We start from the raw sequence: 21589 nt of genomic DNA, 5'->3' as shown, positions 1-21589 counted from the left end.
AAAAAGGTTGTTCGATCCCTAGTGGTGGGGATGCAGCGCATCCTTCAGGTACACGCAGGTCAGGATCGTGAACACGTAGGCCTGGATGAAGGCCACGAGCATTTCGAGCGCGTAGATCGCGGTGATCGCCACGATCGACAGCGGGGTCACGACAAGGCCGATCCCCGCGGAAATCAGGATCATCGGCGCGAAGGCCGCGAACACCTTGATCACGGCGTGGCCGGCCATCATGTTGCCGGCAAGCCGGATCGAGTGGCTGACCGGGCGCACGAAGTAGGAAATCACCTCGATCAGCGCCAGGATCGGCCGCAGCGGCAGCGGCGCGGCGCTGATCCAGAACAGGCTGAGGAAGCCGGCACCGTGCTTGACGAAGCCCAGGATGGTGACCGTCAGGAACACCGCCATCGCCAGCACCGCCGTCACGCCGATATGGCTGGTGGTGGTGAACGACCCCGGCAGCAGGCCCAGGAAGTTCGAGAAGACGATGAACATGAACAGGGTCATGATATAGGGGAAATACGGCAGCGCGTCCTTGCCCGCCACGTCCTCGACCATCTTGCGAATGAAGCCATAGGCCAGCTCGGCAATCGACTGGATGCGCCCGGGCACCAGCGACCGGCTCGAGCTTCCCAGCACCAGCAGCGCGAAGATGCACAGGATCGTCAGCGCCATCCACAGCGTCACGTTGGTGATGGTGAACATGCCCACCGGCCCGTCGCCGAACAGCGGCTTGACGATGAACTGGTCCATCGGGTGGAAAACCAGCCCGCCCTCTTCTGCGTGTTCGGCACCGTTCGCTGCTTCAGTCGCCATCTTTCACCCTCTTGTCTTCCGCCCCGTCGGGCGCGTCGTCCGCCTGCTGGATTTCCTTGGCGCTCCGCATCATCGTCTTGATGCCGGCAACGAAGCCCAGCAATGTAAAAATCACGAGGAAGACCGGAAGCGTGCCGAAAAGGCTGTCCAGCCCGAACCCCATGCCGAAACCGATCGCCAGACCGGCCACGAGTTCGATCACCATCCGCCAAGCAAGATGCGCCTGGCTGTAGTGCTCTTCCTGGTGAGGCTTCGGGGTGTCCTTGCCTTTCAGCTTGTTGATCCTCGCCTCGAGCTGCGCCATGCGCTCGCTGTCATCTGGATCGGTCACCCTTGCCCCTCCGGAACGGTTGCGCCTTTGCTATGCGCGGGCGGGTCCCGAGTCAAGCACGCGCGGCACCGCAGAAAATGTCCCGCAAATCATTGTTTTCCAATACATATCCGATCCCAGCCAATCGCCTCCACCACCCGCCTCGTCCCCTGCCGTGCCTGAAACCCCGGATTCCGCATATTCAACCATTCGGTTGAGATTGCCTCCCGCAGCGCCCCCGCCCGCATCATCCCCGTTGACGGCACGCGCCCGAGCAGGCTTAACAGGTGCCATGTCTCACCCGCTCGATGCCGCCTTCTCGGCCCTTGCCGACCCCACGCGCCGCGCCATCCTCACCATGCTGCTCGAGGATGACATGGCCGTCACCGACGTGGCCGAGCCCTTCGACATGTCGCTCGCGGCCATCTCCAAGCATCTCGGCATCCTCAGCCGCGCGGGCCTCATCACCCAGGAACAGCGCGGCCGGGTCAAATGGTGCAAGCTCGAACCCGACGCCCTGCGCGACGCCTCGATCTGGATGCAGAGCTTCGGCCAGTTCGAGGCGGTCAACCTCGACGCCTTCGAACGCTTCCTCGCCTCCGAGCTTGCCGATGACCGATAACCACGTCCCCCTCTCGCCCGACCGCCTGCCGCCGGCCATCGTCGAGCGGCTGCAACTGCCTCTCGTCATGCCGATGGCGCCCGGCCCCGACAGCGCCTGCGGCGTCTTCCGCGCGGATGGCAGCTTCCGCCAGATGTCGCGCACGCTCCTGTCCGGCGCCCGCCTCTCCGGCATCCCCCAGCTCGACGAGACGCCCTTCGCCGAGATCGTCCCCGGCCGCTGGCTCTTCGTCGGCATCGGGCGGCATCATTTCGGTCATTTCGTCGTTGAGACCCTGATCCGCCTCTGGGCCCTCGGCCCCTACCGGGACGAGCTCGACGGCATCGTCATCATCCCCAAGGACGGCATGGATTTCTCCGTCGCGCTCGACCGCCGCTACGGCAGCTTCCTGTCGATGCTGACCGAGGGCCTGCCGGTCCACCTCGCCAAGTATCCCAGCCGCTACGAAACCCTTCTCCTGCCCTCGCCCGGCTTCGGGCCGCTGGGCTGGGTCGCGGGCACCGGGATCTACCGCCGCGAAATCCGCGCCCGCATCGCCCGCCACATCAAGCCCGACGGGCCCGAAAAGCTCTACATCTCCCGCTCCGCCCTCAAGCAGGAGGAAAAGCAGGTTCATGACGAGCAGAAGATCGAGGACCTGATGCGCCGCGCCGGCTACGACATCTTCCATCCCCAGGACCACACGATCGAGGAACAGCTCGCCCGCTACATGGCCGCGCGCGTGCTGGTCGGCGGTGACGGCTCGGCCTTCCACCTCGCCCCCTTCTCGATGCAGCCGGGCGCCCGCGTCGGCCTCATCCAGCGCCGCCACCGGCCCAAGGTCTTCGACGCCTTCACCGCCCAGATCGAGGCCTTCGCCCAGTCCGAGGTCAGCCTGATCCGCCCGGTCCTGCCGAAAACCGACGACACCCCCCACCCCAGCGAGGCCGCCACACCGATCGACTTCGCCGTGGTCGAGGAGGAACTCGACAGCGCCGGCTTCCTCTAGCCTCGCGCCACGTCGCGGGGGCTCCCCGGCCCCGGCTTCTTCTGGCTGGAAATATCCCCGCCGGAGGCACCGGAAAACCCCGTTTTCCGGCCAATTTTCCGCACCGGAAAATTCCCCCCGCCTCAGCCCGGGTGCTCGTCCTTCAGCAGAAGCACCAGCGCCAGCACCGTCATGCCGACCCCCAGCAGCACCATCCCCGGCGGCAACCCCTTGCCCAGCGCCGCCTGCCAGCAGGCCACCCAGGTGGGGGTCAGGTACGTATAGGCCATCACCTTCGCACTCGGCAGCCTCAGGCTGGCGAACTGCAGCAGCACGAAGGTCACCGCCGTCGCCATCACCGCCGTATAGGCGATCGTCACCCAGACGATCGGCGGCAGCGTCGCCCACTCGGTCGCCATCAGCTTCTGCCACCCGGCCGCCGTCACCAGCACCGTCGCGCCCACCATCGCCCCGAAGGAAAACACCACCGGCTTCTCCCCGCGGTTCAGCAGCCGCACCATCGGCGTATAGACCGCATGCGCCACGCAGCCCCAGAAATAGACGATCTCGCCGCGCCCCACCTCGAAGGCCGCCACGTCCTGCCAGCTCGCGTCGAAGATCACCCAAAGCGCGCCCACCGCCCCCACGGCCAGCGCCAGCGCCATCCGTGCCGTCGTCACCTGCCGCAGCAGCAGGTAGCCGAACACCCCCGACAGGATCGGCGTCAGCGTGAACACCGCGGCGGCCGAGACCGGCTCGGCGGTCTTCAGCCCCTCGAACATCAGCACGAAGTACAAGCCCATCGACCCGCCCAGCAGCAGGTACCGCCACGGCGCCGAGAAGGCCTTGCGCGGAATGCCCGCCACCACGTGCGCTGCCACCCCCAGGATCACCGACGCCGCCATGAACCGCACCGCGTTGAGCACCACCGGCTCCACGTGGTTCGCCGCCATCGAGCCCAGCGCGAACGACCCGGCGACCAGCGCCGAGAAGCAGAGCATCGCCAGATGCCCCTTCATCGCTTCGGTCATAGGTCCTCCCAGGCCTTCGCTCGGTCCTTCAGGAAGGCCAAGAAGGCCTGCACCTTCGTCGTCCGGTGCAGGTCCATGTGGGTGACCAGCCACAGCGGCGCCGCCCATTCCTCGCGCGGCTCGGTCACCTCGACCAGACCGCCCATCTCCTCGGCCTGAAGCCGCGACATGAAGCCGATCCCGGCGCCCTCGCGGATCGCCCGTCGCTGGGCATGCACGTCGCCGCTGCGGAAGGTGATGCATTCCACCGGCACCGTTTCGCGGAGCCACTTGGCAAAGGGCGCGCGCGACTTGGGGTCGTCGGCGCTGACGAACCGGTGCTTGTGATAATCGCTCACATCGCCGGGCAGGCCGTGCGCCGCGGCATAGCCCTCGCTGGCGAAGAGGGTGATCCGCTGCTTGTGGAACGGCTGAACCACGTTGTCGGGCTGGTCCGGCGGGTTGCCCGCCCGCACCGCCACATGCGCCTCGCCGTATTCCAGCCGGAACAGCCGCTCGCCGGTCAGGAAGCGCACCACGATCTCCGGATGCGCCTTCTGGAAATCCGCCAGCACCGGCACCAGCAGGTGGCTCAGACCGCCCAGCGTGGTCACCACCAGCTCGCCCGACACGTCGTTGCCGCGCCCCTTGATGCGGCCGGCCAGCTGGCTGAACTGGTCATCCGTCGCCTGCGCCACCCGCAACAGGTCCTCGCCGGCTTCCGTGGGCGTATAGCCCCGCGCGTGCCGCTGGAACAGCTTCACGCCAAGCCGCTCCTCCAGCGCGTCGATATGCCGGATCACCGTGGCGTGGTGCACACCCAGCACCTCCGCCGCGCCGCTCACCGTCCCGATCCGGGCGACGTTGTACGCCGTCCGGATTTCATCCCAGTTGTCCATCGGCATCGCTCACCCTCCGGCTCTGTCGGCCCATAGGGGCCCGGCTCCCGGCCATCCGATGTCCGCTCTTGGCGCAGCCCGTGCAGGCCGCCCGCCAACTCATGTGCGAATATCAACATAGCCTGTCACTTTCCTATCGTTGCGTTCGCATCGGCACAAGCCAATCTTGATGCCAATCGCAACCGATCTTCCAAGGACCTCCTCACATGACCCACACCATCCTGCATATCGACGCCTCCGCCCGCCACACCGGCTCCGTCAGCCGCGACCTCTCGGCGCGCATCGTCGCCAATCACCCCGACGCCCGCGTCATCACCCGCGATGTCGCCGACACGCCCCTGCCCCATGTCACCGAAGACTGGGTCGCCGCCAACTTCACCCCCGCCGACAGCCGCACCCCGGCCCAGCAGGCCGTGCTCGGCCAGTCCGACGCGCTCGTCGCCGAGCTGAAACAGGCCGACACCATCGTCATCGGCCTGCCGGTCTACAACTTCTCGATCCCCGCCGCCCTCAAGGCCTGGATCGACCTCGTCGCCCGCGTCGGCCTGACCTTCAAGTATACCGAGCAGGGCCCCGTCGGCCTGCTCTCCGGCAAACGTGTCATCGTCGCACTCGCCTCCGGCGGCACCGGGGCGGGCTCCGAGATCGACCACGCCACCCCCTACCTGGAATTCATCCTCGGCTTCATGGGCATCACCGACGTCACCGTGGTCGCCGCCGACCGTCTCGGTGCCGACGCCGAGGCCGGCATGGCAAAGGCCCTCGACCAGATCGCAGAACTGCGCAACGCCGCCTGACCGGCCCGATTCATGAGCAATCCGCCGCCCGCCCCGCCGCGGACGGCGGATTTTCCGCCCGCGCCCCTGAAATTTTGCTACCTTCCGTACAAATGGCTTTCAGGGGAGCCGATGAAGATATACCGCAACACGCCGGACCTGCTGGTCGCCGAACGGGTGCCTTTGCTGCTCGCCATCGGACTCTTCGGCTTCGTCATGGCCTTCGTCACCCCCGGCGTCCTGCTGGTCTTCGCCGGCGAATGGCTGGGCCTGGCCTTCGGCACGCTGGGCGGGGGGCTCGGCATCGCGGCCATGTGCGTCTTCGTCGAACGGCTCCAGGTCATTCTCGACGCGGCGGCCCAGACCGCCACGATCCGCCGCCGCACCATGCTCGGCCTTCGCGAGACCACGCTGCCGCTGGTCGAACTGGTCCGCGCCACCACCGAAAGCACGACCAGCTCGGGAAAATCCCGCCAGCGCCTCTTTCGCCCGACCCTGGTGCTTAACGACGGCACCGGCGCGGGCGAAACCCTCCACCCGATCACCGAGGTCTTCTCGTCCGGCACCGGCGCCGCCCGCCTCGTCGCCGCCATCAACGACTGGCTCGCCGCCAGCCGCAGCACCAGCCAGCCTGCCTGAGACCCTCCCCGCCGCCCCATCCGGCAGCCTTCGCTTGACTCGCCGGCGCTTTCGGCTTAACCGACCCCAAATTTCCGGAAGTCCCTATCGCTTCCGGTCCCATGGGCCATGCCCGGGATCGCCCCCCACCAGCGAGTTTCGCCCGTGGGGGCGTTTATGATTTGAACCGCCTCTCCTATGTTCGGAGGGCATGACAGAAACCGGCGAAGGAGGCCGCAGGCATGTTTGAAAATCTATCAGAACGCCTATCCGGCGTCCTCGACCGGCTGACGAAACAGGGCGCGCTGTCCGAAGACGACGTCAAGACCGCCCTGCGCGAGGTCCGCGTCGCGCTGCTCGAGGCCGACGTCTCGCTGCCCGTCGCGCGCGAGTTCATCAAGAAGGTGCAGGACCAGGCCACCGGCCAGGCCGTGACGAAATCCGTCACCCCCGGCCAGCAGGTCGTCAAGATCGTCCACGACGCGCTGGTCGACACGCTCACCGGCGAAGGCGACCCCGGCGCGCTCAAGATCGACAACGCCCCGGCCCCGATCCTCATGGTCGGCCTGCAGGGCTCCGGCAAGACCACCACCACCGCCAAGCTCGCCAAGCGCCTCAAGGAACGCGACGGCAAGCGCGTGCTCATGGCTTCGCTCGACGTCAACCGCCCGGCGGCCATGGAACAGCTCCAGATCCTCGGCCAGCAGGTCGGCGTCGACACCCTGCCCATCGTCAAGGGCGAAGACCCGGTCACCATCGCCAAGCGCGCCAAGACGCAGGCCTCCCTCGGCGGCTACGACGTCTACATGCTCGACACTGCCGGCCGCCTCCATATCGACGCCGAGCTGATCCAGCAGGCGGCCGATGTCCGTGACGTCGCCAACCCGCGCGAAACCCTGCTCGTGGTCGACGGCCTGACCGGTCAAGATGCCGTCAACGTCGCGACCGAGTTCGACGACAAGATCGGCGTGACCGGCGTCGTCCTCACCCGTATGGATGGCGACGGCCGCGGCGGCGCCGCGCTGTCGATGCGCGCCATCACCGGCAAGCCCATCCGCTTCGTCGGCACCGGCGAGAAGATGGACGCCATCGAAACCTTCGAGCCCGAGCGCATCGCCGGCCGCATCCTCGGCATGGGCGACATCGTCTCGCTCGTGGAAAAAGCCCAGCAGACCATCGAGGCCGAACAGGCCGAGCGCATGATGAAGCGCTTCCAGAAGGGTCAGTTCAACATGAACGACCTGAAGATGCAGCTTGAACAGATGCAGAAGATGGGCGGCATGGAAGGCATGATGGGAATGATGCCCGGCATGGGCAAGATGGCGAAACAGATGGAAGGCGCCGGCATCGACGACCGGATGCTCGTCCAGCAGATCGCCCTCATCCAATCCATGACCAAGAAGGAACGCGCCAATCCCAAGATCCTCCAGGCCTCCCGCAAGAAGCGCATCGCCGCGGGCGCCGGCATGGAAGTCTCCGAGCTCAACAAGCTGCTCAAGATGCAGCGGCAGATGGGCGACATGATGAAGAAGATGGGAAAGATGGGCAAAGGCGGCATGCTGAAACAGGCCATGAAGGGCATGTTCGGCAAGGGCGGCCCCTCCCCCGAGGACATGCAGGGCATGGACCCCAAGGCGATCGAACAGGCGGCCAAGCAGATGGGCTCGGGCCGCGGCATGCCCGGCGGCTTCCCCGGCATGGGCGGCGGCCAGTCCCTGCCCCCGGGTCTCAGCGGGTTCGGCAAGAAGAAATGATCCAGCCCGACTGGATAACCGGCCTGATCGGCGGCCTGATGATCGGCAGCGCGGCGGCGCTGTTCCTGCTGGTCAACGGCCGGATCATGGGCGCCAGCGGCCTGATCGGCGGCGTGGTCGACGGCTCCGGCTGGTCTAACCTGGTCGAACGGCTGGCCTTCCTCGCCGGTCTCGTCGGCGTGCCCGCCCTGATCGCCCTGGCCACCACCCGGCCCGACACCCACCTCACCGGCAACCTTCTCATCGTCGCCATCGCCGGCCTCGCCGTCGGCATCGGCACCCGCATGGCCAATGGCTGCACCTCGGGCCACGGCGTCTGCGGCATCTCGCGCCTCTCGCCGCGCGGCATCGTCGCGACACTGGTCTATCTCGGCGTCGGCGCGGCCACCATGCTGATCGCCCGCCACGTGATGGGGGTGATCTGAATGCGCGCGCTCTTCGCCTTCCTCGCCGGCGGCCTCTTCGGGGCCGGTCTGCTGGTCTCCGGCATGACCGACACCACCAAGGTGCAGGGCTGGCTCGACATCTTCGGCGCGTGGGACCCCACGCTCGCCTTTGTCCTCGGCGGCGCCATCCTCCCGATGGCCATCGCCTGGCGCGTCGCCGCGAAACGCCGGTCATCGGCGCTCGGCACCGCCCTGCCCGCGAAACCCTCGGTGCAGCTCGACCCGCGCCTGCTCACCGGCTCGGCCCTCTTCGGCATCGGCTGGGCCCTCGCCGGCCTCTGCCCCGGCCCGGCACTCGCCTCTCTCTCCTATGGCGGCACGCAAGGCATCATCTTCCTGATGGCGATGATCAGCGGCATGATCATCTGGCGTGCCATCGACCTCGGCCTCACCGGCAAGGGGAAGGCGGCATGACCCGGACCGTGCAGATCCCCCGCCTCGAAACCGCCCGCCTGATCCTCCGCGCCCCGCGTGTCGAGGAGTTCGAGGCCTATTGCACCCTCGTCGCCAGCGATCGCGCCGCGCACATGTTCCAGCTAGACCGCCCCGCCGCGTGGAAGGAATTCGCCGCCGAGCTGGGCCACTGGCCGCTCTTCGGCTTCGGGCCCTGGCATGTCGAACGCCGCGAAGACGGCGCCCTTGTCGGCGCGGTCAGCATCCTCAACCACGACACCTACCCGGAAACCGAGATCGGCTGGCACCTCTACGAGGGGTTTGAGGGCCAAGGCTACGCCTTCGAGGCCGCCACCGCCGCCCGCGACTGGGCCTTCACCGAGCGCGGCCTGCCCACACTGGTCAGCTACATCAGCCCCGGCAACACCCGCTCCATCGCGCTGGCCGAACGCCTCGGCGCCACCCTCGACCGCGACGCGCGCGGCGAAGACGCAACCGACCTCGTCTACCGCCACGCCCGCCCCGCCGAAAGGGCCGCGCAATGACCCTCGCGCTGCACATCCCCCGGCTGGAGACCCCCCGCCTGATCCTGCGCGCGCCGGAACCGGCCGATTTCGAGCCGCTCTGCGCCTTCCTCACCGACCCGGTCCGCGCCTGGGGCTTCGGGGTGGAAAAAGACCGCCCCACCGCCTGGCGCTGGTTCGCCGCCAATATCGGCCACTGGGCCCTGCGCGGCTACGGCTATTTCACCATCGAGCTGAAAGAGACCGGCACCCCCTGCGGCATCTCCGGCATATGGGAGCCCGAGGGCTGGCCCGAGCCCGAGGTCGGCTGGGTCGTCTACGACGGATACGAAGGCAAGGGCATCGCCTACGAGGCCGCAACCCGCGCCCGCGAATGGGCCTATACCGACTTGGGCCTCACCACGCTCACCTCGAACATCGTGCCCGGCAACGACCGCTCGGTCGCGCTGGCCGAACGCATGGGCGCCACCTACGAGCGCACCTACCACAACCCCAACATGGGCGAGGACATGCTCTATCGTCACCCGAGCCCCTCGGCGCTCGGGCTCGACACCGACAGTGACGGAAGCCCGGAGGCCTACGCCTGATGTCGCTGCCCGCCTCCGTCCCCGTGATCGAAACCGAAGACCTGATCCTCCGCGGCTACCGCGAAGCGGATTTCGAGGCCTTCGCCCGCTTCGCCGCCTCCGACCGCGCCCGCTTCGTCGGCGGGCCGCAGGCACGCTACGACAGCTGGCGCTCCTTCATGGCGGGCATCGGCCACTGGTCGCTCCGGGGCTACGGCATGTGGATGCTCGAACACCGCGAAACCGGCGAGGCCGCGGGCCGCGTCGGCGTGATCTACAATGACGGCTGGCACGAGCCCGAGCTGGGCTGGCACATCTACGACGGGTTCGAGGGCCGCGGCTATGCCTACCAGGCCTGCCGCGCCGCCCGCCGCCACGCGGCCGAACATCTCGGCATGAACGCGATCATGTCCTACATCGCCCCCGACAACGCCCGCTCGCTCCGCCTGGCCCAACGCCTCGGCTGCTGGCACGAGCGCGATGTCGAGGTGCTGGGCAGCCCCTGCCAGCTCTGGCGCCACCCGGCAGAGGAGATCGGCGCATGACCCACCCGATCCCCTTCCACGAAACCCCGCCCACCGGCGCCACGGCCGATCTCGCCGCCCGGATGCAGGCCCTGATCCCCGTGCTGGAAACCGAACGCCTGGTCCTGCGCGCCCCCCGGATCGAGGATTTCGACGCCTTCGCCGCCATGGTCGACGGCCCGCGCGGCTCGTTCTTCGGCCATCCGAAAACCCGCGCCGACGCGTGGGAGATCTTCATGCAGCTCACCGGCACCTGGCCCCTGCGCGGCCACGGCGCCTGGACGGTCACCGACCGCGCCTCCGGCACCGTGCTCGGCATGGTCCTGATCGGCGCCGAACCCGGCGACATGGAGCCCGAGCTCGGCTGGGCCGTCACCCCCGAAGCCGAAGGCCGCGGCATCGCCTTCGAAGCCGCACGCGCCGTCCGCGACCACGCCCTCGGCCCGCTCGGCCTCTCCCGGCTGGTCAGCTATGTCGACGCCGACAACATCCGCTCCGTCGCGCTGGCCGAACGCCTCGGCGCCACCCGCGACCCGGCCGCCGAAGCCGCCCTGCCGGACGCCGACCGCTGCGCCGTCTACCGCCACGCCGTACCGGGGGGCCGCTGACATGGTCACCACGTCCATCCCCGTCCTCGAAACCCGCCGCCTCTCCCTGCGCGGGCCGGAACCGCAGGATTACCCGAACTTCAAGGCCACCTTCGCCTCCTACCGTTCGCGCTTCATGGGCGGGCCGCTCAACCCGTACGAGACCTGGATGCTCTACGCCGCCGAAATCGGCCACTGGAACATCCGCGGCTTCGGCATGTGGATGATCCACGACAAGGAAACCGACCGCACCCTCGGCATGGCCGGCGGCTGGTTCCCCGCCGCCTGGCCCGAACGCGAACTCGCCTGGATCATCTGGCCCGAGGAGGCCGGCAACGGCTACGCGCTCGAGGCGACCCACCGGGTCCGCAAGCACCTCTATGCCGATCTCGGCTGGGACGACGCGGTCAGCTACATCGACCCCAAGAACCTCGATTCCATCCGCCTGGCCGAGCGGCTTGGCGCGGTCCGCGACCCCGACGCCGCCACCATCGACGGCAACGACACGGTCTACCGCCACCCGGCCCCCGCGCGCCTTCAGTCCGGCCAGCTTCGCGACGGGATCGAACTGGAAATCGAGCATTACTGCGACCCGCTCTTCAAACCGAAGGGGATGCCCATTGACTGACGCAACCACCCGCGCCGCCTCGCTCCTCAAGGAGCACCGCGAGAGCATCGACAGGCTCGACGCGATCCTCGTCTACACGCTCGGCGAGCGCTTCAAACACACCCAGGCCGTGGGCAAGCTCAAGGCCGAACATGACCTTCCCCCGTCCGATCCGGCCCGCGAAGAGGCCCAGATCGCACGGCTCGAAGACCTGGCGAAACAGGCCGATCTCGACCCGGATTTCGCCAAGAAGTTCCTGAACTTCATCATCGCCGAGGTGATCCGGCATCACCAGCAACACCAATCGTAGGGCGGGACATCCCGCCGAACCAACGCCATTCAAAAGGAGAAATCACAATGGCCATGAAAATCCGCCTTGCCCGTGGTGGCAGCAAGAAACGCCCCTTCTACAGCATCGTGGCTGCCGACAGCCGCATGCCGCGTGACGGCCGCTTCATCGAGAAGCTGGGCACCTACAACCCGCTTCTGCCGAAGGACAGCGAGGACCGCGTCAAGATGAACGTCGAGCGCATCCAGTACTGGATGGATCACGGCGCCCAGCCGTCCGACCGCATCGCCCGCTTCCTCGAGAACGCCGGCGTGCTCGAGAAGAAAGAGCGCGCGAACCCCAAGAAGGGCACCCCGGGCCAGAAAGCCCAGGACCGCGCCGAGCAGAAGGCCGAGAAGGCCAAGGCCGCCGAGGAAGCCGCCAACGCTCCGGCCGAGGAAGCCCCGGCAGAAGAGGCCGCTTCCGAAGAGGCGACCGAAGAGTAAATCGGGCAGGAAACTGGAATGTCGCGGTTCTCATCAGACTTCCAGTCCGGCCTGATCGACCTGATGCGGTGGCGGCGCGACGTGCGCCGCTTCCGCACCGATCCGGTGGACGAGGCGCTGCTCGCGCAGTGCCTCGACACCTTTCTGTTCGCCCCCTCCGTGGGGCTTTCCGAGCCATGGCGCATCATCAGTGTCGACAGCGACACCGCCCGCGCCGCCGCGCTCGACAATTTCCGCGAAACCAATGCACGGGCGCTCGACGGCTATTCCGGCGACAAGGCAAAGCTTTACAGCACGCTCAAGCTCACCGGCATGCAGGAAGCCCCGGTGCAACTCGCCGTCTTCTGCGACACCGCCACCGCCAAGGGCGCGGGGCTCGGCGCGCTGACCATGCCCGAGATGCGGCCCTATTCCGTTGTCGCCGCCATCACCCAGTTCTGGCTTTACGCCCGGGCGCAGGGGCTCGGCGTCGGCTGGGTCTCGATCCTCGACCCCGCCCGCCTCCGCCGCGACCTCGACCTGCCCGGTGACTGGTCGCTGGTCGCCTATCTCTGTGTCGGCTGGCCCGAGGCCTTCTCCGACACCCCCGAACTCGAACAGGCCGGGTGGGAAGACCGCCGCGGCTCGATCCCCCTGGAGGTGCGCTGATGGAAGACCGTGTCTGCCTCGGGGCCATCGCCGGCGCCTTCGGCGTCAAGGGCGAGGTCCGTCTGAAAAGCTTCACCGCCATCCCCGAGGATGTCACCGCCTATGGCGCGCTGACCTCCGAGGACGGCCGCCAAAGCTACGAGATCACCCTGACGGGCCAGACCAAGAACGGCCTCACCGCCCGCCTCTCCGGCATCGCCACCAAGGAACAGGCCGATGCCCTGCGCGGCACGCGCCTCTATGTCGACCGCGCCCGCCTCCCCGAACCCGAGGAGGACGAGTTCTACCATGCCGACCTGATCGAGGTGGAGGTCTTCGACACCGGCGGCACCCGCCTCGGCACCGTCAAGGCCGTCCACAACCACGGCGCCACCGACCTGCTCGAAATCCGCCTGCCCGGCTCCTCCGCCACCGTCCTTCTGCCCTTCACGCGCGAGGCCGTGCCCACGGTCGACCTCGCCGCCCGCCGGATCGTGGCCGATCCGCCCGACGGGCTCTTCCCCGACGACGCAAAAAGCTGATCGCGTACGAAACGGGCGGAACCAGACGCATCACGTGACGTTATCCCTCAGACGCCGCCAAATCCCCGCGCGGTCAACTGAAAGGAACGTCCCCAATGCTCGAATGGATCCTCATCCTCCTCGCCATCGCCGCCATCGCCGCCATGCTGGGTTTCGGCCGCCTCTCCGGCGTCGCCCTGTCGGGCGCCAAGATCCTCATCATTGTCGCGCTGGTGCTCTTCCTGCTCTTCGCGATCGGGGTCATAGCCCTCTGACGAGGGCCACAGGCCTTCGGGCCGGGGCCGGTCACGACGAATGCGCTTGACCGCCCCGGCCCGTCCCCCCCAAAAGACAGGCCATGTCTGACCAGCCCCGTTCCCATGGCCGCAAATCCATCACCGCCTCGCTTCAACCGCGCAGCCTGATGGATCACAACCCCCGCCTCGCCGGGGTGTGGACCGCCCATATCATCACCCTCTTCCCCGAGGCCTTCCCAGGCGTGCTGGGCGAAAGCCTGACGGGCCGCGCTCTGAAAGACCGGCTCTGGGCGCTGGAAACCACCCCCCTGCGCGAGTTCGGCGAAGGCCGCCACCGCAATGTCGACGACACCCCTGCCGGCGGCGGCGCCGGCATGGTCATGCGCGCCGACGTCATGTCCCGTGCCATCGAGGCCGCCACCGCCGGCGCGCCGCCCTCACGCCCCCTCCTCTACCTCAGCCCCCGCGGCCGCCGCTTCGATCAGGCCATGGCCCAACACCTCTCCGAAGGCCCCGGCCTCACCATGATCTGCGGCCGCTTCGAAGGGCTCGACGAGCGCGTGATAGACCACTACGGCATCACCGAGGTCTCGCTCGGCGACTTCGTCCTCACCGGCGGCGAGATCGCGGCACAGGCGATGATCGACGCCACCGTCCGCCTCCTCCCCGGCGTTCTCGGCAACGCGGCCTCCACCGAAGAGGAAAGCTTCACCTCCGGCCTTCTCGAACACCCGCAATACACCCGCCCCGCCGAATGGAACGGCCGCGCCATCCCCGAAGTCCTCCTCTCCGGCAACCACGCGAAAATCGCCGAGTGGCGGCAGCAACAGGCCGAGGCGCTCACCCGCGCCCGCCGCCCCGACCTCTGGCAGGCCTACACCGCCCGCCGCGACAAAAACGACTGACCTCTCGCCACAGACCCTCCCGCGCCCTATCTTCGATCCCAGGCACAGGGAGGGGATCACCATGCACAGACGCACCGTACTCAAGGGCGCCTTGGCGACCGGCCTTGTCACGACCCTTCCCCGCCTCGCCGCCGCCAACCCCCTCACCCTCACCGCCGCCCCGGGCGAGGCGCCGCTCGTCGTCCCCGACGGCCCGGCCACTAAGGCATGGCTCTACAACGGCACCGCCCCCGGCCCCGTCCTCCGCGCCCGGCAAGGCGACACCCTCCGCGTCACCGTCCAGAACGACCTGCCCGAGCCCACCACCGTCCACTGGCACGGCCTCCGCGTCCCCGTCTCACAAGACGGCATGCCCTTCCTCAGCCAGCCCCCCATCGCCCCCGGCGACAGCTTCGACTACGAACTTCCCCTCCTTGACGCCGGCACCTTCTGGTATCACCCCCATGTCAACAGCTCCGAACAGGTTGGCCGCGGCCTCCACGGCCTGCTGATCGTCGAGGAACCCCCCGAAATCGCCGCCCGCCTTCAGGCCGACCGCGATCTCACATGGGCCATCGACGACTGGCGCCTCGACCAGCAGGCCCAGATCGCCCCCTTCAGCAACCGCCACGATCAAAGCCACGGCGGCCGCACCGGCAACGTGCTCACCGTCAACGGCACCTACCTGACACGCACCCCCGTCCGCTCCGGCGAACGCCTCCGCCTGCGCATCTGCAACGTCTCGAACGCCCAGAACTTCCACCTCACCTTCGCCCCCTTCGACCCGTGGCTCATCGCCCTCGACGGCCACCCGGTCGCCCCGCAGAAACTTGGCGACACCGGCGTCTGGCTCGGCGCCGGCCAGCGCGCCGACCTCATCCTCGATATCGACGTGGCCCCCGGCACCCCCGCCCGCGTGATCGACGACGCCTACGGCCCCGACCGCGCCTTCGAAGTCATGACATGGGAGGTCTCCGAGGAACCGCCCCTCCGCGACACCCCTCTCGGCCCGCCCGAGGCGCTGCCCCCCAACCCCGTCGCCCAACCCGACCTCGCCAATGCCGAGACCCACAAACTCACCTTCGACGGCGGCGCCATGGGCGGCATGTCCGAGGCCATGATGGACGGCAAAATGCTCTCCATTCAGGAACTGGCCCAGGCGGGCCGCTTCTGGTCGATCAACGGCACCGTCCCGACCCGCCTGCACGAAACAGAACCGCTCCTGCGCCTCGCCCTCGGCAAGACCCACCGCATCACGCTGGAAAACCGCACCCGCTGGCCGCACCCCATCCACCTCCACGGCCACAGCTTCCGCTTCACCGACCCCCGCGCCGGCAACATCGCCACCCTCCGCGACACCGCCCTCCTGATGCCCGACGAGACCACCGAGATCGCGCTCGTCGCCGACAACCCCGGCAAGTGGATGCTCCACTGCCACATCCTCGAACACCAGGCCTCCGGCATGATGGGCGTGGTCGAGGTCGCCTGACGCCTGCCAGGGCCCTTTTTTCCTTGAATTTGAGCCTCGAACCTGATTTACCGCGCCCATTCCGAACCAGCGTCGGCGCGCGTGATTCCCGTTTTTCTTCTGATGGGTCCGTCTCCGCGCCATTTTCGCTTTTCCGGACAGGCCCTTAGGGGCACCGAACAAGACAAGACGACCTGACCTCTGGCGGGCGCCCCCGGCAATGACCGGCACGGCGGACCCGGACGAAGACCAAGAGCTCTGAGGACGCGAGACACCTTTGCGGGCCAAACCGCAAGCGCAATTAGGAGAATGCAGCGATGGACATTATCGCTCAGATCGAGGCGGAACAGATCGCCGAACTCGGGAAGGACATTCCCGACTTCAAGGCAGGCGACACCGTCCGCGTCGGCTTCAAGGTTACCGAGGGCACCCGCACCCGGGTGCAGAACTTCGAAGGCGTCTGCATCAGCCGCAAGAACGGCGACGGCATCGCCGGAAGCTTCACCATCCGCAAGATTTCCTTCGGTGAAGGCGTGGAACGGATCTTCCCGCTCTACTCGACCAACATCGACAACATCACCGTGATCCGCCGCGGCCGCGTTCGCCGCGCCAAGCTGTACTACCTGCGCGCGCGCCGGGGCAAATCGGCCCGGATCGCCGAGGATTCGAACTACAAGCCCAAGGACGACGGCAAGAAACCCGTGCAAGGATCGGCGACATGAAAAAAGACATCCACCCCGATTACCACTTCATCGAAGTCAAGATGACCGACGGTACCGTCGTCACCATGCGCTCGACCTACGGGTCCGACGGCGACAGCCTGTCGCTCGACATCGACCCCACGGTCCACCCGGCCTGGACGGGCGGCGGCCACCGCCTGACCGACGCGGGCGGCCGCGTGTCGAAGTTCAAGAACAAGTACGCAGGCCTCGGCTTCTGATCGGGCGCCACGCGCCGAACCACCGAACGCCGCTCCCACCGGGGCGGCGTTTTCCTTTTCCGCCCACCTGATGCAACAGCGCCAGTCCCGCGCCGCAACTGCGCGAAGCTCTCTTTCAAATCGTCAACGGCACCGGTAAGTTGCGCAAAAAATCGCGCAGACACCAGGCGCAGAACGAGGGGCAACGGAACATGGCGCATATCATCGTCGTGGGGAACGAAAAGGGCGGTGCGGGCAAGTCGACCGTGTCGATGCACGTGGCCACGGCACTGGCCCGGCTCGGCCACAAGGTCAGCACGCTCGACCTCGACCTCCGCCAGAAGACGCTCGGCACCTACATCCGCAACCGCGAGCGTTTCCTTCAGAAATCGGGCCTGAACCTCCCCTCTCCCGCCTATCGCGACCTCCCCGAGGTCGACCAGTCCGCCCTCCAGCCGGGCGAGAACATCTATGACCGCCGGCTTTCCGCCGCCGTAGCCGAGCTGGAACCCGACAGCGATTTCATCCTGATCGACTGCCCCGGCTCCCACACCCGCCTCAGCCAGGTCGCCCACTCGCTGGCCGACACGCTGATCACGCCCCTGAACGACAGCTTCATCGATTTTGACCTGCTCGCCCATGTCGATGCCGACGGCATGAAGATCCTCGGCCCCTCGGTCTATTCCGAGATGGTCTGGAACGCCCGCCAGCTGCGCGCCCAGGCCGGGCTCAAACCGATCGACTGGATCGTTGTCCGCAACCGCCTCGGCGCGCAACAGATGGTCAACAAGGAAAAGATGGGTGCGGCGCTCGACAACCTCGCCAAGCGCATCGGCTTCCGCACCGCCCCGGGCTTCAACGAGCGTGTCATCTTCCGCGAACTCTTCCCCCGCGGCCTCACCCTGCTCGATCTCAAGGATATCGGGGTGAAACAGCTCAACATCTCCAACGTCGCCGCCCGGCAGGAACTCCGCGACCTGATCAAGGCGCTCAACCTCCCCGGCGTCGAGGTCGATTTCTAGGCGCGACGCCCCGAAATCTTCAAAAGATTTCGGCCCGTTTTCTTTTCAAGAAAACGCCCCACCCGCTACCGAAAGCCACCATGACTCGTCTCGCAATTCTCCTCGCCCTCACCCTCGGCTTCGCCACCGCCGCCCCCGCCGACACGATCGAGGCCGAAGTTCAGCGGGTCGACGAAATCGTCGCCATGTACCTCGACGCCGCGATGAAATTTGCCCACGAGATTGACACCATCACCGGCGAAACCACCGCCGTCCCCGCGCTCGAAGCCTCGCAAACCGCATGGATCGCCTATCGCGACGCCCAGTGCGCCTTCCTCGCCACCACCTTCGGCGGCGACCCCGGCACCGACATGGCCGTCGGCGCCTGCAAGATGAACCTCGGCGAAGACCGCGCCCGCGAGCTTGCCGAATTCATCAGGTAGCGCCGCACATCTCGAGAATATGGGCACTGGCCATCAGGTCCAGGTGCCCGCCCCCGCCATTCTTGAACAGCGTGATCTCCTCATCGCTCTCCCGCCGGAACATGCCCTTCGGCAAATCATAGAAATCCGCCAACACGTCCGCCTCCGAGATCACCCCGCGCGCCAGCGGGTCCGCGATCTCGCCGATATTCTCCATCGTGTCGCCGCGGATATCCACGAACACCCGCGCCCGCCGCATGGCGGCGTCATCCGCCTCCCGCATATCCGGCAGGAACGCCCCGATCAGGTCGACATGCTGCCCCGGCCGCAGCCACTCGCCGTGGATCAACGGCTCCTTCGCCAGCGTCGCACAGCTCACGATATCCGCCCAACGCACCGCCGCCTCCAGGTCGGTCACGACCTCCACACCGGGATACTCGGCCGCCAGCCTCTCGGCCCCTTCCACCGACCGGTTCCAGACACGAAACGTACACCCCGGAAACCCCGCGCCATAGGCCTCCACCATCGACCGTGCCACCACGCCCGCGCCCACGATAAGTACCCGCCGGCTCTCCGGCCTTGCCAGCTTCAGCGCCGCAAGCAGACTGTCGGCCGCCGTCTTCCACTTGGTCACCAGGTGAAAGTCCAGCACCGCCTTCAGCGCCCCGGTCTTGTCGTCGTAGACATACACCCCGCCATTGATGTTCGGCGCGCCATGCGCCGGCGCCCCCGGAAACACATGCGCCGACTTCACCGCCAGCCCCAGCCCGTCGATCCACGCCGACAGCGTGATCGCGGTATCCTCGCCCCGTGTCAGGTAACTCACTTCGGCTGTCGCACGCGGCAGGTGATGCCCCGCCTCCAGCGCCTTCGCCATCGCCAGCCACTCAAGCTGCCGCTCGCCCTCCTCGTAAGAGATGAACGCCGGCCCCACCGTCAGACCACCCGCCGCCGCCTCAGGGCCACGAAGTTCGACGCCAAAAGCGCCCCGATCACCACCGCGCCCCCGATCATCGCCCAGCGCCCCGGGTCCTCGCCCACGATCGCCCAGACCAGCAGGGGCGCCAGCACCGATTCCAGAAGGATCAGCAACGACACCTCGGGCGAGCTGATATAGCGCGGTCCCAGCGTCAGGAAACAGGTCGCCACCGCGATGAACGCCCCGTGCCCAAGGAACAGGTGCCACTGCGCCTCGACCGGCGGCCCCGGCTCGATGAACGGCCAGATCAAAAGCGCCGCCCCGATATAGGCCAGCGGGATCGCCGGGATCATCGAGATATCCTTCAGCCCCCTGACCGCCGTCAGCGCGCCGGAATAGGCAATGCACACCGACAGCGCGTACAAGTCCCCCGACCAATGCGCCACCTCGTTCTCGCCAGAGCCATAGGCGATGATCGCCAGCCCCGCCATCACCGCCAGCATGGTCATCACCACCCGCCGGCTGATCGGCTCGCCCAAAAACACCCGCGCGAAGATCGCCGAGAAGATCGGCATCGAGGCGAATATGAACACCACGTTCGCCACGCTGGTATGCGTCACCGCCAGCACGAAGCCCGGCGCCGTATACCCGATCAGCACCATGTAGATCACCCCGGGCCAGCCCGAGCGCAGCACCTGCCCGAACCCCTTGGTGCCCTGCACCGCCAGAAGCCCCAGAAGGATGATCCCCCCGGCACTCATCCCGCGCCAGAACGCGGTGACCATCGGCTCGGCATCGATGAGCCGCACGTAAAGCGAATCCGGCACCACGAAGAGCACGCCCAGCGTGGTGATGATCAGACCTTTGAGATGTTCATTCATGGCGCCAGCAGAACGGCTTTTCCTCGGGAAAGTAAAGTCCCGCGCCTACCGCCCGCCGGCCAGCCGCTTCAGCATCGACCGCAACAGCGCCGTCTCCTCCGCCGAGAACTGCGAGGTCAGCCTTGCATCGTATTGCCGCGCCACCTCGTGCAGGTCGCGATAGGCCGCCCGCCCGGCCGTCGTCAGGTCGAGATACTCGAACCGCCGGTCCGCCGCGTGCCGCTCGCGCGTGATGAACCGCCGCGCCGCCAGCTTCTGCACGGCCCGGCTCACCTTGGTCTTGTGAATGACCGCCCGCTCGCCGATCTCCTTGGCGGTCATCCGGCCGTAAATGCCAAGGTGGAACAGCACCCGCCACTCGGTCCGCAACATCCCGTAGCGGCCCTTGTAGATCGTCTGGAATTCCTGCCCCGACGCCTCCGCCGCCTGGTTCAGCAGGTACGGCAGGAAATCGGCCAGCTCGAATGTCTCGTCACATGTATCGCGCATCATGGTGAGCCATGTAGCCTTGTTAGTTACAAATTCAACTGTTAGCTCCATTGGTCAAGGAGGACCGCTGCCATGAACCGCCAGACCAAGTCCCATGGCCTGACCCAGGCCGCCACGCCCGTGGGCACGCACGAAGGCTACATGCCCGGTTTCGGCAACGATTTCGAGACCGAGGCCCTGCCCGGCGCCCTGCCCCAGGGCATGAACTCGCCGCAGAAATGCAATTACGGCCTCTACGGCGAACAGCTCTCCGGCACCGCCTTCACCGCCAACCCGCCCGAGCGCACCTGGACCTACCGGATCAGGCCCTCGGTCAAGCACTCGGCGCGCTACACGAAGATCGACCTGCCGCATTGGAAATCCGCCCCGAATGTCGACCCTGACGTGATCTCGCTGGGCCAGTACCGCTGGGATCCCGTGCCCCATTCCGACGAAAGGCTCACCTGGCTCACCGGAATGCGCACCATGACCACGGCGGGCGACGTGAACACGCAGGTCGGCATGGCCAGCCACATCTACCTCGTCACCGCCTCGATGGAAGATGCCTATTTCTACTCCGCCGACAGCGAGCTGCTGGTCGTCCCGCAGGAAGGACGCCTCCGCTTCTGCACAGAGCTCGGCATCATCGACGTCGAACCCAAGGAAATCGCCATCCTCCCCCGCGGCCTCGTCTACCGGGTCGAGGTGCTGGAAGGGCCCTGCCGCGGCTTCGTCTGCGAGAACTACGGCCAGAAATTCGAACTCCCCGCCCGCGGGCCCATCGGGGCCAACGGCCTCGCCAACCCGCGCGACTTCAAGGCGCCGGTGGCGGCCTTCGAGGATCGGGAAACCCCCTCCACCCTCACCATCAAGTGGTGTGGCCAGTTCCACGAAACGCAGATCCCGCAAAGCCCGCTCGACGTGGTCGCGTGGCACGGCAACTACGCCCCCTGCAAGTACGACCTGCGCACCTATTCCCCGGTCGGCGCGATCCTCTTCGACCACCCCGACCCGTCGATCTTCACCGTGCTC

Annotated in this window: 31 protein-coding genes; 24 read left to right on the top strand and 7 right to left on the bottom strand. The window is 67.2% G+C overall.

What is annotated here, in order from left to right; translation table 11 throughout:
• Nucleotides 1–18: 18 nt before the first annotated feature.
• Nucleotides 19–813, bottom strand: a complete 795-nt coding sequence (locus QUV18_RS20910) for a F0F1 ATP synthase subunit A (RefSeq protein WP_300896065.1) — start codon at nt 811–813, stop codon at nt 19–21.
• Nucleotides 803–1144: an AtpZ/AtpI family protein gene (locus QUV18_RS20905; protein ID WP_300896064.1), complete on the bottom strand. Its 342-nt coding sequence runs from the start codon at nt 1142–1144 to the stop codon at nt 803–805. Before QUV18_RS20905 ends, QUV18_RS20910 begins: the two co-directional genes overlap by 11 nt.
• Before the next feature lie 271 nt (nt 1145–1415).
• Here QUV18_RS20905 and QUV18_RS20900 point away from each other — a divergent pair, with 271 nt between their 5' ends.
• Complete coding sequence (locus tag QUV18_RS20900) at nt 1416–1745, top strand: metalloregulator ArsR/SmtB family transcription factor (RefSeq protein ID WP_300896063.1); 330 nt, start codon at nt 1416–1418, stop codon at nt 1743–1745.
• The gene (locus tag QUV18_RS20895) at nt 1735–2733 is read left to right on the top strand and encodes a glycosyltransferase family 61 protein (protein ID WP_300896062.1); all 999 of its coding nucleotides are present in this window, start codon (nt 1735–1737) and stop codon (nt 2731–2733) included. Before QUV18_RS20900 ends, QUV18_RS20895 begins: the two co-directional genes overlap by 11 nt.
• 122 nt (nt 2734–2855) lie before the next feature.
• Here QUV18_RS20895 and QUV18_RS20890 read toward each other — a convergent pair whose 3' ends face one another.
• Nucleotides 2856–3743 (bottom strand): DMT family transporter, encoded by an 888-nt coding sequence (locus QUV18_RS20890; RefSeq protein ID WP_300896061.1) that lies wholly within the window; start codon nt 3741–3743, stop codon nt 2856–2858.
• Nucleotides 3740–4621, bottom strand: coding sequence for a LysR family transcriptional regulator (locus QUV18_RS20885; RefSeq protein ID WP_300896224.1), 882 nt, complete (start codon nt 4619–4621; stop codon nt 3740–3742). Before QUV18_RS20885 ends, QUV18_RS20890 begins: the two co-directional genes overlap by 4 nt.
• A gap of 206 nt (nt 4622–4827) precedes the next feature.
• Between QUV18_RS20885 and QUV18_RS20880 the strand changes: the two genes are divergently transcribed.
• The 21 genes from QUV18_RS20880 to QUV18_RS20780 all read left to right on the top strand — a co-directional run bounded on the left by QUV18_RS20880 (nt 4828) and on the right by QUV18_RS20780 (nt 18310).
• Nucleotides 4828–5418: an NAD(P)H-dependent oxidoreductase gene (locus tag QUV18_RS20880; protein ID WP_300896060.1), complete on the top strand. Its 591-nt coding sequence runs from the start codon at nt 4828–4830 to the stop codon at nt 5416–5418.
• Between the two features lie 111 nt (nt 5419–5529).
• A complete protein-coding gene (locus QUV18_RS20875) occupies nt 5530–6036 on the top strand; it encodes a hypothetical protein (protein ID WP_300896059.1) in 507 nt (168 codons plus the stop codon).
• A gap of 221 nt (nt 6037–6257) precedes the next feature.
• Nucleotides 6258–7769, top strand: a complete 1512-nt coding sequence (gene ffh, locus QUV18_RS20870; protein ID WP_300896058.1) for a signal recognition particle protein — start codon at nt 6258–6260, stop codon at nt 7767–7769.
• Complete coding sequence (locus tag QUV18_RS20865; protein ID WP_300896223.1) at nt 7769–8194, top strand: YeeE/YedE family protein; 426 nt, start codon at nt 7769–7771, stop codon at nt 8192–8194. The genes ffh and QUV18_RS20865 overlap by 1 nt, the downstream gene beginning before the upstream one ends.
• Entirely contained in the window at nt 8195–8629 is a 435-nt protein-coding gene (locus QUV18_RS20860) for a DUF6691 family protein (RefSeq protein WP_300896057.1), read from the top strand.
• Entirely contained in the window at nt 8626–9153 is a 528-nt protein-coding gene (locus tag QUV18_RS20855) for a GNAT family N-acetyltransferase (protein ID WP_300896056.1), read from the top strand. The genes QUV18_RS20860 and QUV18_RS20855 overlap by 4 nt, the downstream gene beginning before the upstream one ends.
• A complete protein-coding gene (locus QUV18_RS20850) occupies nt 9150–9719 on the top strand; it encodes a GNAT family N-acetyltransferase (RefSeq protein ID WP_300896055.1) in 570 nt (189 codons plus the stop codon). The genes QUV18_RS20855 and QUV18_RS20850 overlap by 4 nt, the downstream gene beginning before the upstream one ends.
• The gene (locus QUV18_RS20845) at nt 9719–10243 is read left to right on the top strand and encodes a GNAT family N-acetyltransferase (RefSeq protein WP_300896054.1); all 525 of its coding nucleotides are present in this window, start codon (nt 9719–9721) and stop codon (nt 10241–10243) included. The genes QUV18_RS20850 and QUV18_RS20845 overlap by 1 nt, the downstream gene beginning before the upstream one ends.
• Nucleotides 10240–10830 (top strand): GNAT family N-acetyltransferase, encoded by a 591-nt coding sequence (locus tag QUV18_RS20840; RefSeq protein WP_300896053.1) that lies wholly within the window; start codon nt 10240–10242, stop codon nt 10828–10830. Before QUV18_RS20845 ends, QUV18_RS20840 begins: the two co-directional genes overlap by 4 nt.
• A gap of 1 nt (nt 10831) precedes the next feature.
• Nucleotides 10832–11437 carry a GNAT family N-acetyltransferase gene (locus QUV18_RS20835; RefSeq protein WP_300896052.1) on the top strand — a complete coding sequence of 202 codons (606 nt, stop codon included), beginning with the start codon at nt 10832–10834 and terminating at the stop codon, nt 11435–11437.
• The gene (locus tag QUV18_RS20830) at nt 11430–11726 is read left to right on the top strand and encodes a chorismate mutase (RefSeq protein WP_300896051.1); all 297 of its coding nucleotides are present in this window, start codon (nt 11430–11432) and stop codon (nt 11724–11726) included. The genes QUV18_RS20835 and QUV18_RS20830 overlap by 8 nt, the downstream gene beginning before the upstream one ends.
• Nucleotides 11727–11773: 47 nt before the next feature.
• Nucleotides 11774–12190, top strand: coding sequence for a 30S ribosomal protein S16 (rpsP, locus tag QUV18_RS20825; RefSeq protein ID WP_300896050.1), 417 nt, complete (start codon nt 11774–11776; stop codon nt 12188–12190).
• An 18-nt stretch (nt 12191–12208) separates the two neighbouring features.
• Nucleotides 12209–12838, top strand: coding sequence for a 5,6-dimethylbenzimidazole synthase (bluB, locus tag QUV18_RS20820; RefSeq protein ID WP_300896049.1), 630 nt, complete (start codon nt 12209–12211; stop codon nt 12836–12838).
• A complete protein-coding gene (gene rimM / locus QUV18_RS20815) occupies nt 12838–13359 on the top strand; it encodes a ribosome maturation factor RimM (RefSeq protein ID WP_300896048.1) in 522 nt (173 codons plus the stop codon). Before bluB ends, rimM begins: the two co-directional genes overlap by 1 nt.
• A gap of 95 nt (nt 13360–13454) precedes the next feature.
• Entirely contained in the window at nt 13455–13613 is a 159-nt protein-coding gene (locus QUV18_RS20810; protein WP_300896047.1) for a DUF1328 family protein, read from the top strand.
• An 83-nt stretch (nt 13614–13696) separates the two neighbouring features.
• Complete coding sequence (trmD, locus tag QUV18_RS20805) at nt 13697–14500, top strand: tRNA (guanosine(37)-N1)-methyltransferase TrmD (RefSeq protein ID WP_300896046.1); 804 nt, start codon at nt 13697–13699, stop codon at nt 14498–14500.
• A gap of 61 nt (nt 14501–14561) precedes the next feature.
• Complete coding sequence (locus QUV18_RS20800) at nt 14562–15968, top strand: multicopper oxidase family protein (protein ID WP_300896045.1); 1407 nt, start codon at nt 14562–14564, stop codon at nt 15966–15968.
• A gap of 296 nt (nt 15969–16264) precedes the next feature.
• Entirely contained in the window at nt 16265–16669 is a 405-nt protein-coding gene (rplS, locus tag QUV18_RS20795) for a 50S ribosomal protein L19 (RefSeq protein ID WP_300896044.1), read from the top strand.
• On the top strand, nt 16666–16887 hold the full coding sequence (rpmE, locus tag QUV18_RS20790; protein ID WP_300896043.1) for a 50S ribosomal protein L31: 222 nt from the start codon (nt 16666–16668) through the stop codon (nt 16885–16887). Before rplS ends, rpmE begins: the two co-directional genes overlap by 4 nt.
• 191 nt (nt 16888–17078) lie before the next feature.
• A complete protein-coding gene (locus tag QUV18_RS20785) occupies nt 17079–17888 on the top strand; it encodes a division plane positioning ATPase MipZ (RefSeq protein WP_300896042.1) in 810 nt (269 codons plus the stop codon).
• Between the two features lie 80 nt (nt 17889–17968).
• Nucleotides 17969–18310 carry a lysozyme inhibitor LprI family protein gene (locus QUV18_RS20780; RefSeq protein ID WP_300896041.1) on the top strand — a complete coding sequence of 114 codons (342 nt, stop codon included), beginning with the start codon at nt 17969–17971 and terminating at the stop codon, nt 18308–18310.
• On the opposite strand, the gene QUV18_RS20775 is transcribed toward QUV18_RS20780, so the two are convergent.
• The 3 genes from QUV18_RS20775 to QUV18_RS20765 are packed head-to-tail and all read right to left on the bottom strand — an operon-like array spanning nt 18303 to nt 20581.
• On the bottom strand, nt 18303–19166 hold the full coding sequence (locus QUV18_RS20775) for an ornithine cyclodeaminase (RefSeq protein WP_300896222.1): 864 nt from the start codon (nt 19164–19166) through the stop codon (nt 18303–18305). The two genes, QUV18_RS20780 and QUV18_RS20775, sit on opposite strands and share 8 nt — an antisense overlap.
• A 59-nt stretch (nt 19167–19225) precedes the next feature.
• Nucleotides 19226–20089, bottom strand: coding sequence for a DMT family transporter (locus tag QUV18_RS20770; protein ID WP_300896040.1), 864 nt, complete (start codon nt 20087–20089; stop codon nt 19226–19228).
• A 45-nt stretch (nt 20090–20134) separates the two neighbouring features.
• Nucleotides 20135–20581, bottom strand: coding sequence for a MarR family transcriptional regulator (locus QUV18_RS20765; RefSeq protein WP_300896039.1), 447 nt, complete (start codon nt 20579–20581; stop codon nt 20135–20137).
• 69 nt (nt 20582–20650) lie between these two features.
• On the opposite strand from QUV18_RS20765, the gene QUV18_RS20760 reads away from it, so the two are divergent.
• Nucleotides 20651–21589, top strand: a 939-nt coding sequence (locus QUV18_RS20760) for a homogentisate 1,2-dioxygenase (RefSeq protein WP_300896038.1), incomplete at its 3' end; no start/stop codon positions are given.

The organism is Roseovarius sp., assembly GCF_030373445.1.
Lineage (GTDB): Bacteria > Pseudomonadota > Alphaproteobacteria > Rhodobacterales > Rhodobacteraceae > Roseovarius.
Note: the sequence above shows the minus strand (reverse complement) of the source record. Positions and strands in the feature narration are given on the sequence as shown.